Annotated in this window: 12 protein-coding genes; all 12 read left to right on the top strand. The window is 52.6% G+C overall.

The genetic code is table 11. From position 1 onward, the window contains the following. The first annotated feature begins 13 nt into the window (after nt 1–13). The 12 genes from carA (at nt 14) to AC0YNX_RS12300 (ending at nt 15606) form a co-directional block, all read left to right on the top strand. On the top strand, nt 14–1159 hold the full coding sequence (gene carA / locus AC0YNX_RS12355; RefSeq protein ID WP_475815966.1) for a glutamine-hydrolyzing carbamoyl-phosphate synthase small subunit: 1146 nt from the start codon (nt 14–16) through the stop codon (nt 1157–1159). Next, nucleotides 1146–4364: a carbamoyl-phosphate synthase large subunit gene (gene carB, locus AC0YNX_RS12350; RefSeq protein ID WP_475815965.1), complete on the top strand. Its 3219-nt coding sequence runs from the start codon at nt 1146–1148 to the stop codon at nt 4362–4364. The genes carA and carB overlap by 14 nt, the downstream gene beginning before the upstream one ends. Nucleotides 4365–4458: 94 nt before the next feature. Beyond that, entirely contained in the window at nt 4459–5190 is a 732-nt protein-coding gene (pyrF, locus tag AC0YNX_RS12345; RefSeq protein WP_475815964.1) for an orotidine-5'-phosphate decarboxylase, read from the top strand. Then, nucleotides 5191–5835, top strand: a complete 645-nt coding sequence (pyrE, locus tag AC0YNX_RS12340) for an orotate phosphoribosyltransferase (protein WP_475815963.1) — start codon at nt 5191–5193, stop codon at nt 5833–5835. It begins immediately after the preceding gene. A 455-nt stretch (nt 5836–6290) separates the two neighbouring features. After that, complete coding sequence (locus tag AC0YNX_RS12335) at nt 6291–6722, top strand: DUF2089 family protein (RefSeq protein ID WP_475815962.1); 432 nt, start codon at nt 6291–6293, stop codon at nt 6720–6722. Between the two features lie 15 nt (nt 6723–6737). After that, nucleotides 6738–7940, top strand: a complete 1203-nt coding sequence (locus AC0YNX_RS12330; RefSeq protein WP_475815961.1) for a DUF4097 family beta strand repeat-containing protein — start codon at nt 6738–6740, stop codon at nt 7938–7940. 228 nt (nt 7941–8168) lie between these two features. Next, the gene (locus AC0YNX_RS12325; RefSeq protein ID WP_475815960.1) at nt 8169–9164 is read left to right on the top strand and encodes an ABC transporter ATP-binding protein; all 996 of its coding nucleotides are present in this window, start codon (nt 8169–8171) and stop codon (nt 9162–9164) included. Between the two features lie 4 nt (nt 9165–9168). Then, entirely contained in the window at nt 9169–10005 is an 837-nt protein-coding gene (locus tag AC0YNX_RS12320; protein WP_475815959.1) for an ABC transporter permease, read from the top strand. Beyond that, nucleotides 9989–10831, top strand: coding sequence for an ABC transporter permease (locus AC0YNX_RS12315; protein ID WP_475815958.1), 843 nt, complete (start codon nt 9989–9991; stop codon nt 10829–10831). The genes AC0YNX_RS12320 and AC0YNX_RS12315 overlap by 17 nt, the downstream gene beginning before the upstream one ends. A 124-nt stretch (nt 10832–10955) precedes the next feature. Continuing rightward, nucleotides 10956–11633, top strand: a complete 678-nt coding sequence (locus AC0YNX_RS12310) for an ABC transporter ATP-binding protein (RefSeq protein WP_475815957.1) — start codon at nt 10956–10958, stop codon at nt 11631–11633. After that, nucleotides 11599–12672: an efflux RND transporter periplasmic adaptor subunit gene (locus AC0YNX_RS12305; protein WP_475815956.1), complete on the top strand. Its 1074-nt coding sequence runs from the start codon at nt 11599–11601 to the stop codon at nt 12670–12672. The genes AC0YNX_RS12310 and AC0YNX_RS12305 overlap by 35 nt, the downstream gene beginning before the upstream one ends. 3 nt (nt 12673–12675) lie before the next feature. Beyond that, the gene (locus AC0YNX_RS12300) at nt 12676–15606 is read left to right on the top strand and encodes an ABC transporter permease (protein ID WP_475815955.1); all 2931 of its coding nucleotides are present in this window, start codon (nt 12676–12678) and stop codon (nt 15604–15606) included. Nucleotides 15607–15610: the final 4 nt, after the last annotated feature.

The following is a 15610-nucleotide window of genomic DNA, read 5'->3' as shown; positions in this document are numbered from 1 at the left end:
AGGAGTGATACGGATGCAAGCTAGATTGTTGTTGGAAGACGGCACACTGTTTACAGGACTCGGCTTTGGCGCTGAGGGACAATCCACGGGTGAGGTCGTATTTAATACCGGGATTACAGGCTACCAAGAGGTGCTTTCTGATCCGTCCTACTGCGGACAGATCGTGACAATGACCTATCCGCTGATCGGTAACTATGGCATTACGCGCGATGACTTTGAAGCGGTTCGCCCTTATATTCACGGGTTTGTCGTTCGTCGTCACGAGCCAGTGCCAAGCAACTGGAGAGCGGAATATACGCTTGACCGCCTGCTGAAAGAATACGGCATTATCGGAATTAGCGATATTGATACACGGATGCTGACTCGTAAGCTTCGTCACTTCGGTACGATGAAAGGCATTCTCTCGACAGGTGCTGAGCGTGTAGAAGAGCTTGCAGAGCGTCTGAACATCTCGCCGCTTATGCGCGATCAAGTTGCACGCACATCGACGAAGAGCATCTTCTCGAGCCCTGGCGACCGCGAGCGTATCGTGCTTGTTGACTACGGCGCGAAGAGCGGAATTCTGCGCGAGCTGACGAAACGCGGCTGCGACGTTGTCGTTGTACCTCATGACACAACAGCAGATCAAATCCGCCGCCTGAACCCGGACGGCATTCAGTTGTCCAACGGCCCTGGCGACCCGAAAGATGTACCGCACGCTGTTAAGATGATTCAAGAACTGCTCGGCGAATACCCGATCTTCGGTATCTGCCTTGGACACCAATTGTTCGCACTCGCTTGCGGCGCTGACACAGCGAAGCTGAAGTTCGGCCACCGCGGCGGCAACCATCCTGTGAAGGAACTGGCTACAGGCCGCTGCTACATCACGAGCCAGAACCATGGCTACACTGTTGTTGAAGAGTCGGTTGCAGGCACGAAGCTGGAAGTATCGCATATCAACAACAATGACCGGACAATCGAAGGCCTCAAGCACTCGGAATTCCCGGCATTCTCGGTTCAATATCACCCGGAAGCAGCGCCAGGACCTTACGATTCGAGCTACCTGTTCGATGAATTCCTGGACATGATCCGTGACCATAAGAAGAACAACCCGCAAAAACCGCGTCAAGCTGAGCTTGCTGCATCATTGAGAGGAGAGCTGCAATATGCCCAGAAATAATAAGCTGAAAAAAATTCTCGTTATCGGATCCGGCCCAATCGTCATCGGGCAAGCAGCTGAGTTTGACTACGCTGGTACGCAAGCTTGCCAAGCGCTCAAAGAAGAAGGCTACGAGGTTGTACTTATCAACAGCAACCCGGCAACAATCATGACTGACACGAACATGGCTGATAAAGTATACATCGAGCCAATCACGCTAGAATTCGTAACGCAGATCATCCGTCAAGAGCGTCCTGATGGCTTGCTGCCGACACTGGGCGGACAAACTGGCCTGAACATGGCGGTTGCGCTGGCACGTGCAGGCGTACTGGAGAGCGAGAACGTACAATTGCTCGGTACGCAGCTGACTGCAATCGAGAAAGCGGAAGACCGCGACTTGTTCCGCGATCTGATGCGTGAGTTGGAGCAGCCGGTACCGGATTCGGTAATCGTAACGACAGTGCAGGAAGCGGTTGATTTTGCTAATGAAATCGGCTACCCAATCATCGTTCGTCCGGCATACACACTGGGCGGTACAGGCGGCGGTATCTGTGCGAACGAAACCGAATTGCTTGAAACAGTTGCTTCTGGTATTCGTTACAGCCCGATTAACCAGTGCTTGATCGAGAAGTCGATCGCAGGCATGAAGGAAGTTGAATACGAGGTTATGCGTGACGCGAACGACAACTGTATCGTCGTTTGTAACATGGAGAACTTCGACCCCGTTGGCGTACACACAGGCGATTCTATCGTTGTAGCACCAAGCCAAACGCTTTCCGATCGCGAGTACCAAATGCTTCGTTCGGCATCGCTGAAGATCATCCGTGCGCTGAGCATCGAAGGCGGCTGTAACGTACAGTTCGCGCTTGATCCATACAGCTACCAATACTACGTCATCGAAGTTAACCCGCGTGTAAGCCGTTCCTCGGCGCTCGCATCGAAGGCGACTGGCTACCCAATCGCGAAGATGGCTGCGAAGATCGCAGTTGGTTATACACTAGATGAGCTCGTGAACCCGGTTACGGGTCAAACCTATGCAATGTTCGAGCCAACGCTGGACTACATCGTATCGAAGATTCCACGCTGGCCGTTCGATAAATTCACAAGTGCGAACCGTAAACTGGGCACGCAGATGAAAGCAACAGGCGAGGTTATGGCGATCGGCCGTACATTCGAGGAATCGATGCACAAAGCAGTACGTTCCCTCGAGATCGGCACGCACCGTTTCCACTTGAAAGACGCAGTTGAGCTGAGCGACGAAGTGCTTCAAACGCGCCTGCAGAAACCGGATGACGAGCGCATGTTCCTCGTAGCGGAAGCGTTCCGCCGCGGTTACGCGCTGCAAGATATTCAAGACCTGACGAAGATCGACTGGTGGTTCCTTGACAAGATCGAAGGCATCGTAGCATTCGAAGCAGAGCTTCGTGCTGCATCCGTACTGAGCAAAGAGCAACTGTACGCTGCGAAGCGCAAAGGCTTCTCGGATCGTTCCATTGCGGATATTCGCCGCGAAGGTAACCACACGACGATGATCGATGAGTATGATATTCGCAAATACCGCCTTGAGCAAGGACTCAAGCCAGTTTACAAAATGGTTGATACTTGCGCAGCTGAATTCGAAGCGACAACGCCTTACTACTACTCGACATACGAGGTAGAGAACGAAGTAACGGAAACAACCAAGGAGAAAGTACTTGTGCTTGGTTCCGGTCCAATCCGTATCGGTCAAGGTATCGAGTTCGACTACTCGACGGTACACGCAGTATGGGCGATTCAGAAGGCAGGCTATGAAGCGGTTATTATCAACAACAACCCAGAGACAGTTTCGACTGACTTTAGTACATCCGACCGTCTATACTTCGAGCCGCTCTTCTTCGAAGATGTGATGAACGTCATCGAGCAAGAGAATCCAATCGGCGTTATCGTGCAATTCGGTGGTCAAACAGCGATCAATCTTGCTGCTCCACTGACTAAGGCAGGCGTACGTATCCTTGGCTCGAGCCTTGAGAGCATCGACGCTGCCGAAGATCGCAAGAAATTCGAAGCGCTTCTGAACGAGCTGAACATTAAGCAACCGAAGGGCAAAACAGTAACGTCCGTTGACGAAGCGGTTGAAGCTGCAGAAGGCCTTGGTTATCCGGTGCTTGTTCGTCCGTCGTACGTCCTTGGCGGACGCGCAATGGAGATCGTATACTCCGACGAAGAATTGCTGACATACATGGTTCAAGCTGTAAAAATCAACCCAGAGCATCCGGTTCTGATCGACCGCTACATGCTTGGTAAAGAAGCGGAAGTTGACGCAATCTGCGATGGCGAGACGGTTCTGATCCCAGGTATCATGGAGCACGTCGAGCGTGCAGGCGTTCACTCCGGCGACTCGATCGCGGTATACCCGCCGCAGTCGATCTCGAAGGAACTGCAGCAGAAGATGGTTGAGATTACGGACAAAATCGCACGCGGCTTGAATGTCATCGGTCTCGTGAACATCCAGTTCGTTATCTTCCAGGATGAAGTGTACGTGATCGAGGTTAACCCACGTTCCTCGCGTACGGTTCCGTTCCTGAGCAAAGTTACGAACATCCCGATGGCGAACCTGGCAACGCAAGCGATTCTCGGCACGAAGCTCTCGAGCCTTGGTTACGAGAGCGGCCTGTGGCCGGAAGATGAGTATGTATCGGTTAAAGTGCCGGTCTTCTCGTTCGCGAAGCTGCGCCGCGTTGACCCAACACTGACGCCGGAGATGAAATCGACGGGCGAAGTAATGGGTCGTGACTATCATTATGCGAAAGCATTGTACAAAGGTCTGGTTGGTGCAGGCATGCGCATCCCGCCAACTGGCTCGATCATCGCTACAGTATCGGATAAAGACAAGCCGGAAGCGATCGAGATTCTGCGCGGCTTCTACGAACTCGGTTACAACATTGTTGCAACTGGCGGTACAGCGACAGCGCTTGAAGAAGCTGGCCTGCGCGTACAACGCGTGAACAAGCTCAGCGAAGGATCGCCGAACATTCTAGATCTGATTCGCGAGAACCAAGCGCACTTCGTCGTGAACACTTTGACGAAGGGCAAGACACCTGAGCGTGACGGATTCCGTATCCGCCGTGAAGCAGTAGAGAACGGCGTTGTATGTATGACATCGCTTGATACTGTACGCGCATTGCTGAACATGCTCGAAGCGATTAACTTCGCTTCGCGTCCAATGCCAGTATTGGCTCAGAAATAATAGAGATGAAGGCCTTTAGTGGCCGCGAAAGCCTGCCTCCAAGCAGGCTTTCGCCATGCATGTATAGCGAAGAACACGGGAAGGTGGAGCGGAAATGAGTCTAACGAGAGAGCAAGCGGCTGGCCGCATTATGGTTGCGCTGGATTATCCTGATGCAGCTGCGGCGGAAGCGCTGGTGAACAGCCTTGAAGGAATTCCATGTTACATGAAAGTCGGCATGCAGCTGTACTACGCAGCAGGCCCGAGCTTCGTGAGAAGCTTGAAGGAACGTGGCTACAAAGTATTCCTCGACCTGAAGATGCACGACATCCCGAATACGGTTAAAGGCGGCGCGAACAGCATCACGAAGCTTGGCGTTGACGTGTTCAATGTTCATGCGGCTGGCGGTATTGATATGATGAAGGCTGCTATGGAAGGCGTGGAGACAGCTCTTGCAGCTGATCCGTCTCTGCAGCGCCCGCTCGTCATCGCAGTAACGCAGCTAACAAGCACAAGCGTGGCGGTGCTGAACGATGAGATTGGCATAAGCGGTTCCGTGCAGGATGCAGTTGTGCGTTACGCGCAATTGACGAAGCAAGCTGGTCTTGGCGGCGTCGTTGCTTCCCCGCAGGAAGTGGAACTGATCAAAGCGGCTTGCGGTGCTGATTTCCGCACGATCACGCCTGGCATTCGTCCGGCAGGCGCAGATGTGAACGACCAGTCACGCATTATGACGCCGCGCCAAGCAATCGAAGCCGGCACGGATTACATGGTTATCGGCCGTCCTATAACAGCAGCTGCCGACCCGCGCGCAGCATTACAATCCATCATCGAGGAGCTGATTTAGTTGACAACAACACTACAACAATTGCCACGCGAAATCGCAAGCGGACTGCTTAGCATCAACGCTGTAGCGCTTCGTCCGAACGAGCCTTTCACTTGGACAAGCGGGATGAAATCCCCGATTTATTGCGATAACCGTCTGACGATGTCCTACCCGGAAATCCGCGAGCTGATCGCGGAAGGCTTCGCGACAGTTATTCGCGAGCAATTCCCGGATTGCGAAGCGGTAGCCGGCATCGCAACAGGCGGCATCCCGCACGCGGCATGGGTCGCGCAGAAGCTGAACCTGCCGATGCTGTATGTTCGTGACAAGGCGAAGGGTCATGGCAAGACGAACCAAATCGAAGGTCATTACAAGCCGGGGCAGAAGGTTGTATTGATCGAGGATCTAATCTCCACTGGCGGCAGCTCGCTCAAGGCAGCTGTAGCAGTTCGCGAAGCTGGCTGCGAAGTGCAAGGCGTCGTGGCGATCTTCACCTACCAATTCCCGCAAGCCGTTGCGGCATTCGAGCAAGAAAGCATTCCGCTCGCGACATTGTCGAACTACTCGGCGCTCATCGAGGTTGCAGCTGAGAAGGGCATCGTACAGAACAGTGACGTAGCGCTGCTGCAATCGTGGCGCGAGAACCCGCAAGCGTTCGGCGTATAAGTTACGCAGGAAGACCTGAAGCTGATATTGAAGCTTCAGGTCTTTTTTTTATTGAGCTGACACAGTTGATATCGCCGCTAACGGCCTCCAGAGTCGCTATTTGGACGAAATCGGTCATTTTTGCGATGTAACGGTACTCACAAACGTTATTCTGTAGGAAACAGTTACTTTTGGCTGCAAAAGTGGTGAATAGCGCTTCTGGGTTCCGTTACACTTGTCGAAGAGTTAATTTCGGCCGAATAAGGTGTTTACGTTCCGTTAGGGGATAGAACGACGGTCAGAGGGCAGCTTAGCAGGAATATAAAAAGCACTTCTTATTCAAAGTGATCTTTAAGCTTCAAACCTTATTTAACACATATATTAAAATATTAAACTTAGATATTGAATTTATTCATTAAATACTTTAATATAGTCAATGTAGAACTTGAACAATTGAATTCACACTTTCATAAGGAGTGATACTTCTGAAATATCCCCCGCCGCAGCAATGCCCGGTATGCGAGAGCAAGTTGACGATTCAGGAGCTGAAGTGCGACCACTGCACGACAGTGATTAGAGGGAATTTTGAATCGACTAGACTAGCCTCACTGAATGGGGAGCAGCTGCATTTTGTCGAAGTGTTCTTGAAGGTACGCGGCAACATCCGAGAGATGGAGAAGGAGCTTGGTATCTCGTACCCAACGGTTAGGAACCGGCTTGATCAAGTTGTGGACACGCTCGGATTCCAATCTGAGCCGGAAGCAGCGCCTGCAGTACAAGCTGTGCCATCCACAAACACGCAAGATGTTGTAGATGATTCGCAGCGGAAACAAATTTTGTCGAAGCTCGATGAAGGCACAATCACGGTAGAAGAAGCTTTGAAACTAATCGGCGCGAGTCCAAAATAGGAGGAGAGTAAAGCGATGAATGAAGAACGTACAATGGTCATTCGAATGATTGAGGAAGGTAAAATTACTGCTGAGCAAGGCTTGGCACTGTTGGAAGCTTTGGAGCAGGCACAAACGGCGCCGCAAGCTCAGGCTGCGCCTACGTTAGAGCATCAGGCAGAACAGGAACAAGAACAAGAAAATGAACAAGAGCTGGCTCAACGTGGACAAGCTGCAGAGTGGACAAGCAGCTTCGATGCATCCGGAATCGAGCGGATGGAATTTACTGCGCATGAGGGTTCGATTCAGTATCAAACTTGGGATAAGTCGCACACAGAAATTAAGGTGAGCTTCAAAGAGCACAATGGCTGGAGTGAGCGAGCGCTGAACGAATGGCTACATCAGTCTGTACTCGTAAATCATAGCGAGGATCAATACGTACTGTCGATCAAGCCATCGGACAATCATCGTGATCGTGAATTAGAGAATGAGATCGTTATCGCCATCCATGTTCCTGTAGAGCAGAGCTTTGAGCAATTCAGAGCGGCAACGATGAACGGTACGATCAAAATCCACGGTCTTCTGTCCGAAACTGCTGAGCTTACAACGAATAACGGTTCCATTAAAATGCACGACATGAAGCTTGAAAATCTGAAATCGACGTCGATGAATGGTTCGATTAAGCTTGAGTCCGGGCTGATGGAATCGGCTGAATTGAAGACGACGAACGGCAAGATTCAAGTCAGCGGCAAGTTCGAAGCGCTTACGTGCCATACGGTTAACGGTAAGATCAAACTGTTTGATCTTATCGCGGAAGAGGTCGAGCTTCATACGCAGAACGGGAATATTGACGCAGACGCTACTTTCGAACAGATGGAATGCAAGTCGCAGAACGGGGCGGTTAGCGTCTATGTTCGAAGAAGCGGAGAAACGGGTCAGCGTAAGGAGACGTTTAATGGCGAAGTGATGTCTGAGCTGACAGCAGAGACCCATAACGGCGCAGTCAACATTGTCTACGAGGAAGGCGTGATCGGTCTGAACGGCGAGTTTAAGTTCAACAGAGGAAGAGCACGCTGCATACTTAATGGGGAAACTTTCGCGGATTTGCAAGGTGAAGGCGATAACCAGACGATTGCTTTTCGCCAAGATGACGAAGATTGCCACCGCCTTCAAGTAACGACGTATAACGGTGCAATTCAAGTGGAGACAATCCCTGTAAAAAATCTGTTGCCATCCTAAAAATTGGATGCTAATATGTTACATTAAACGGAAGGGTTTCTAGGGATCCGCGATTGGGCGAACCGAGCGAAACCGAGCTAACGACGATAGTCAAGCTACACCGTAGGGATAAAAGACCTTCGGCAAGTTCCGCCTCAATTTGACAGGCGGCGCTCGCAGGAGGTCTTTTTTGTGTTATTCGCGTGACACAGCGCCGGAGTACGAGAAGCAGACAGGGGGAGTAACAAGATGGCAATGGTAGCACTTCAGACACATGCGCTTAGCAAAAGATTCACGGTCAAACAGAAACGCGCAGGATTAACCGGCAGTCTCCGCTCGCTGATCAAGCCGGAGTGGGAGGAGAAAATCGCAGTGAAGAGCATCGATCTGACCGTTCAGCGCGGCGAGATGGTAGCCTTCCTCGGTCCGAACGGGGCGGGCAAATCAACGACGATCAAGATGTTGACGGGTATTCTGCATCCGTCATCCGGCGAAGCAGAGGTGCTCGGGCTGACGCCTTGGCGCGAGCGGGCGAAGCTGGCCTATCGCATCGGCGCGGTGTTCGGACAGAAATCGCAGCTGTGGTATCACCTTCCGCCGATTGACACCTTCGATCTGATCAGCCGCATCTATGAGCTGGACCGCAGCGAATACGCCGCGCGCCGAAATGACCTTATCGAGCGGTTCGAGCTCGGACCGTATTTGAACATTCCGGTTCGCAAGTTGTCGCTCGGTGAGCGGATGCGCTGCGAAATTGCGGTTTCCTTCCTGCACCGGCCGCAGCTGCTCTTCCTCGATGAGCCAACGATCGGCCTCGACGTTGTGGTGAAGCAGCGCATTCGCGAACTCATTCGCGAGGTGAACAAGGAGGAAGGGACGACAGTGTTCCTGACGTCCCATGATGCCGGCGATGTCGAGGAACTGTGCTCGCGGGCAGTCGTTATTCACCATGGCGGTATCCTGCTCGATGCGCCTGTGGATCGAATCAAGCGGGAGGTGCTCAGCCGCAAAATCATCTCGCTCACCTTGGCAAACGGCTTCAACCCGGCGATGCTTCCTACGATGATTGGTACGGAAGTCATTAAGGTAGAGGGCAGACGGGTGAAGCTTGCGGTTGACCTGCAATTGACCGAGATCGAGACAGTGCTTGGCAGCCTGATCGGCCAGTTCCGATTAGAAGATGTGACCGTCGAAGACCCGCCAATGGAAGAGATCATTTCACATATTTATGGATCGGGGGGTTAGTGCCATGAAGGTTAACGAAAGCAGTCAGCCCTTGTTCACCACCTGGTCCTTAAAGGGACTGAAGGCAGCAGCTGTTGCGCGGATTACCTGGCGGCAGCAGCTGGCGTACAAGACGGATTTTATTATGCGATCGAGCTTCCTTCTGCTCATTCTGTTCGTCTTCGTCCAGCTCTGGGGCGCTGCATACGGGGGAGACAGCACGAAGGTGATCGACGGATATACGTTGAAGCAGATCATCTGGTATCTCGTCTTCACAGAAGCAATTACGATGGCGGTTCCTTCGCTATGCGGGATTATTGAGAACGAAGTGAAGAACGGCGACATCGCGATCAGACTGATCAGACCGTTCTCATATGTCGGCTATCATTATTCCTCTTATATGGCGGAAGCGATCTTCCGCTTCTTCATCCACCTTGCGGTTGGCAGCATCATTGCATGGACGTTCGCCGGACCGCCGACATTCGGGCTTGGCTGGGCAGGATTGTTCGCATTAACGCTCGGAGCGATTACAGTTGCTTTTCTGCTCAATATGATTGTCGCGCTATGCGCGTTCTGGGTGGAGGAGACGAGGGGGATGGAGTTCGTTCTGCACAAGCTGCAATTTACCGTCGGCGGCATGCTGCTCCCGCTTGATCTAATGCCGGAGTGGCTGCAGCGGATATGCGCGTGGATGCCGTTCCAGGCGATGCTGTATTTTCCGGCTCGGACAGCTGTGAATTATGGCGGGGTATCCGTGGTGCAGCAGATCGGCATCCAAGCGGCATGGATTGCCGCGCTTGCAGCAGCAGTGACGGTGATCTATCGGAGAGGAGTGGCAAAATTGCATGTCAATGGCGGATAATACGAGAGAGTATGAGCAGAGTCGTCACGGGAGAGGAAGCAGCTGGGGAACGGTGAGATTCGTGCTTACCTGCTGGAAAGTGAATCTTGCATCAGCGATGGAATATAGGCTGAGCTTCTTCATGCTCGCTGGGATGATGTTCATTAATAATTTCATGTGGCTGTTCTTCTGGAGCTTGTTCTTCGGACGGTTTCAAGTCGTGAACGGCTGGGAACTAAGTGATGTGATGATGCTATGGGCGATTGGGGCAGGAGGCTTCGGCTGGGCGAATATGTTATTCGGCAACTTCAACCGGATCGCTCCGATCGTCTCCGGCGGACAGCTGGACGTTTACTTGTCGCAGCCCAAGCCTGTGCTTCTGCATGTGCTAGCGAGCCGGATGTCGGTCACCGCTGTCGGTGACTTCTTGTTTGGCCTTGTTGTCTACGCATGGGTTGGCGATCATACACTGCGCGGCGCGCTCTTATTCATGGCTGCCATGCTCATTAGTGGCCTATTAATTATGGCGGTAACGATTATTGCAGGCTGCTTCTCCTTCTATGTAGGAAATTCGGATGGCATCGCGAATCAAGTATTCAACAGCTTTCTAGCGCTATCTACGTATCCTTCCGATATCTTTCGCGGCTTGGCGAAGGCGCTGCTGTTCTCCATTATTCCGGCAGGCTTCATTAGTTATCTGCCAATCGGACTGCTGCGGGATTTCGATGTGGTATTCGTGCTAGAGGCAGTCTCAATCACGATTGGCTTCTTGGCAATAGGCATTCTCTTCTTCCATCGAGGCATGAAAAAGTACTCGTCCGGCAATGCCATCACGCTTCGGGGGTAAGTTTGGTTCTTAATGAAAATTTTATCAAATTCAGTCGCCTAAACGTGTAACCTTAAGGAGGTTAGATACGTCTGAATGATAGCTAGATTAGAGTTTTCTAATCGGAGAGGGGGTTAGATAAAGAATGATAACAGAGCCTCTGCTCAAAGCAGAATCCGTATGGCGCACATTTCAAGTTGGTGGTCAGCCACTGCACGTATTGAAAGGCATAGAGATGGAACTAAGACCGCAGCAGCTTGTTATGCTTCGCGGACGCTCGGGCTCTGGGAAAACAACGCTGCTTAATTTAATCGGGGGCCTGGATACACCTTCCAAAGGTCAAATTACGTTCAAGCAGCTCCCCTTCCACACGATGAGTGACGATGAGAGGACGAAGGTGCGGCGCAAGGAGATCGGCTTTATTTTTCAAGCATTTGCGCTCATGCCGCTGCTGTCCGCCTACGAGAATGTCGAGCTTAGCTTGCGAATGGCTGGCGTGCCGAGCAGTACTTGGAAGGCACGGGTCGAGCAGTGCCTTGATCTCGTCGGGCTGTCGAAGCGCATGCACCATCGGCCGTTTGAGTTATCCGGCGGAGAGCAGCAGCGCGTCGCCATTGCGAAAGCGATTGCCCATAAGCCGAGTTTGCTGCTCGCCGATGAGCCGACTGCGGAGCTCGATTCCCAAATGTCTGCGCAAGTGATGTCGCTCTTCCAGACGATTATCGAGACTGAACAAGTGACAATCTGTATGACTACACACGATCCCACGATTCTGGAGGTTGCCGATCATGTTTACGAAATGGTTGACGGTTCGTTCCAGTAAGGCAGCGGTTGCTATTGTCATAGGTGCCTCGCTCCTAATGACGACAGGCTGCTCGCTGCTGCCGGATGAAAGTAATGAGGAAGTGCTGCCAGAAATAGCGCCTCCGCAAATTTCGAAGAAGCCGGAATATGAAGTAACGACCGCGACAATTGAAACGAAGAAGACCGCAATTGGTAAGATGATTTCGCTGAAGGAAGAGACGCTATATTTCACGCTCGACGGTAAAAGATTGAAGGAGCTCAACATCAAGCCAGGCCAGAAGGTGACCAAGGGCCAGGTGATTGGTTCTCTCGACGTCGATGATATGCGCAAGCAGCTGCGCACCGATAAATTGCAGTTTTCTCGCGATCAAGTGCAGATGAAGGACACGCTGCGCAAGAAGGATGAGATGGACCCGACCGAGTTCGAGCTTGCCAAGATCGCTTTCGAAGAGAAGCGTCAAGCGCTTGTTGATTCGCAATTGGAGATTGATAAGGCATCACTTACCGCTCCATTCACGGGGACAGTCGTTGCACTGAACGTGATGAAGGGCGATCTGATCAAAGCCTATGATCCAGTCTGCATTATTGCTGATACGAGCCAGTTGACGGCGGCAGCGGTCATGACGACAGAGGAGCTGAAAGGCGTATCCGTCGGCATGCCGGTTGTCGTGGACATCAACAACGCTGGCGAGATCAAAGGAACCGTTGCACAGCTTCCGGTTCAGAAGGAGGACGACAGTAACGGCGGTCAAGGTGGCGGCGGCAATGGCGCACAGCGTCCGGAACGTCCGGAGGATTTTCTCACGGTGAAGCTCGCTAGCATGCCGAAGAGTGCAACACGCGGCACTCCGCTGTCGGTCTCGATCATTATGAACCGCAAGGAAAATGCGATTGTAATCCCGCCGTCAGCGCTCCGCACCATTGGTTCGCGTACGTATGTGCAGGTGGTGGATGAGCAAGGTAAACGCGAGGTTGACGTAGAGGTCGGCCAAACGACGGCTACGCAGGTTGAGATTCTGCAAGGGCTGAAGCCGGGGCAGAAAGTCGTAGGGCGTTAACGTATGGGGATGCCGTTATTTCGATTTCTATTACGGAAAATGTGGAATACCAGATGGCTCACGTTAAGCTCGCTGGTCGGGTTAATTATTGCCGTCGCTTTCGCAACGAGCATCCCGATGTATGCGGACGGCGCGCTGAAGCGGGTCGTTGCGCAGTCTCTGAAAGATGAGAGCGGAGGGCTGCCGGCAGGGTCTCTCTTAATGCGTTACCAGGAGACAAAGGGAAATACGGATACGAAGGCGCTCACCGAGGTTAGCCGATTCGTGCGGGAGGATGTTCCGAAGGAGATCGGATTCCCGTTCGGCACCTACGTGCAGAGCTATTCGATCCGAAGCGCGGAGCTCACGCCGGAAGATCCGGCGAAAGTCGATGCAAGCCGCGTGCGAACGATGGCGCTGATGGCGATGTCCGGTCTCGATAAGAAGGCCCAGCTAACCCAGGGGCGCTGGTATACAGACTCGATCGGATCGGATGATACGGTCGAAGCGGTCATGATGGAAGAAGCCATGTACCGAAGCGACATGCATATCGGCGACGTGTTTGAGTATCCGATCTATAGCGGTCTTAATCTGATGCTTCGGGTGAAGATCGTCGGTGCTTACAAGCCATTGAGCGATACCGATCCCTACTGGTATCAAGGGCTGGAAGGCATGATGAGCACGCTGCAGATCGGGGAGAAAGCGTTCCAGCAAGGACTGCTTAATGATCGCAAAGTTCCGGTACATACCGCGAACTGGTTCTATGTATTCGATCTGAAGAACATTCAAACGAGCCAGCTATCGCCACTAGGGAAGACGCTGGATCGGCTTAATATTGAACTCTACCAGCGGCTTAAGGATACGCGAGTCGAGATCTCGTTCGCGAAGCTGCTAGGCGAGTTCAAGAAGCAGAGCTTGCAGCTGCAGCTGCTGCTGTTCACGCTGGCAGCTCCGATGCTCGCGATGGTGTTCTACTTCATCGCGATGAACGCGCGGCAAGCGCTCGATAAGCAGCGCAGCGATATTGCGGTGCTGCGGAGCCGGGGCGCAGGAACGCGGCAGATCTTCCGAATCTACTTCGTGGAAGGGCTGCTGCTGGGCATCATCGCCCTGATCATCGGTCCGCTGCTCGGCTGGTTTATGGCGAAGAGCATCGGCTCAGCCAATGGATTCCTCGAATTCGTGAATCGGAAGTCGCTTCCGGTTGGATTCTCGACAGAGGCAATTCTGGCTGGCGCCTTGGCAGTTATGCTAGCGCTGCTCGCGACGATTATTCCCGCCATCATCTATGCGAAGGCGTCTATCGTCGATTACAAGAAGCAGCTTGCCCGCTCAGATCGCAAGCCGTTATGGCAGCGTTGGTATGGCGATGTGCTGCTCCTCGCTGTGTCGGCATATGGCTGGTACTTATTCAACGAAAGGCAGATGATCTCGTTCAAGAGCAATTTGACGACGGATCAGCTGAACGTGCAGCCGTTTCTGTTCTTCGTGCCAGCGCTCTCGATCTTCGCAATGGGACTCTTCTTCCTGCGCGTATTTCCATGGCTGCTTAAGCTGTTCAATTGGCTAGGTCGCAGGGTGCTGCCAGTTCCATTATTCCTAACGCTATCCCAGCTTTCCCGTTCATCGAGAGGCTATTATCCGCTTATGATTTTGCTCATCCTAACTCTCGGTCTTGGCGTCTATAACGCTTCGGCTGCGCGAACGATTGATCTGAACTCTACGGAGCGAACGCTCTACAAGTACGGAACGGATGTCGTGATGCAGACGGTCTGGGAGGGCAGTGCAGAGGTGCAGAATTCTGGCGGCGGCTCGGGCTCTCAAGGCGGAGGCAGTGAAGGAAACGGTAGTGGTAGTGGAGGTTCAGGCGGTGGAGATGGAGGAGAAAGCGGAGGTGGTTCAGGCGGCTCTGGCGGTTCGGGCTCCGGTGAGGGCGGTACGCTTGTTCCGACAAAAATTATCTATTCTGAACCTCCTTTCGAGATATTCCGTACGTTGAAAGGCGTTGAAGCAGCCGCTCGCGTGTTGCAGACGAAAGCCAACATCGTGGTCGCTGACAAGTCCATCGGCCAAGGTACATTGATGGGGATCGATAATGTCGATTTTGCCAAAGTGGCATGGTTCCGCAATGACCTGTATCCGGCTCATCCGTACAACTATTTGAAGAATTTAGGGCTTTACGAGCATGCAGCTATTATCCCTACGAAGGTCGCAGAGAAGTATCAGCTGAAGCTAGGGTCACCAATATCAGTAGGCTTGCCGGACGGCATGATTGATTTCGTCGTCGTCGGCATCGTCCCGTATTGGCCGAGTCAGTATCCGGATCAATCGCCATTCCTGATCGCGAATCTCGATTACATCTACGATCAAGTGCCAATGATTCCTTATGACGTGTGGCTCAAAATGAAGCCAGGCGCGCTAACAGGACCGATTATGAAGGAGCTCGAGAGCAAAGGCATTGAACTCGCGAACGTACAGGATGTTCGGATCGAGCTCGCTGCGGAGTCCAAGCATCCAACTCGGGGCGGTGTGTTCGGTATTCTAAGTCTTGGTTTCCTCGTCTCGATCATCGTGTCGCTGGTTGGTTACCTGCTCTTCTGGTTCTTCAACCTGTCTGGACGTATCGTTCAGTTCGGCGTACTGAGAGCGATGGGGCTCTCGCGCAAGCAGCTGACAGGCATGCTATTGCTCGAACAGCTGTTTACAGCCGGGCTGTCTATCGGACTTGGCATTATCATTGGCAAGATTACGAGCTTGCTGTTCCTGCCTTTCCTGCAAACGACCGATAATGTGGCGAACTCCGTTCCGCCATTCCGGGTTGTGTTCGATGCGAAGGACACGACGCAGCTGTATATCGTCGTCGGTTGTATGATGCTGATGGGCGCGCTGTTATTGCTTATTCACATCCGCAGATTGCGAGTTCATCAAGCGGTGAAGATGGGGGAGGAGCGGTAGCTGA

It is taken from the genome of Paenibacillus sp. J31R98 (assembly GCF_056269245.1).
Note: the sequence above shows the minus strand (reverse complement) of the source record. Positions and strands in the feature narration are given on the sequence as shown.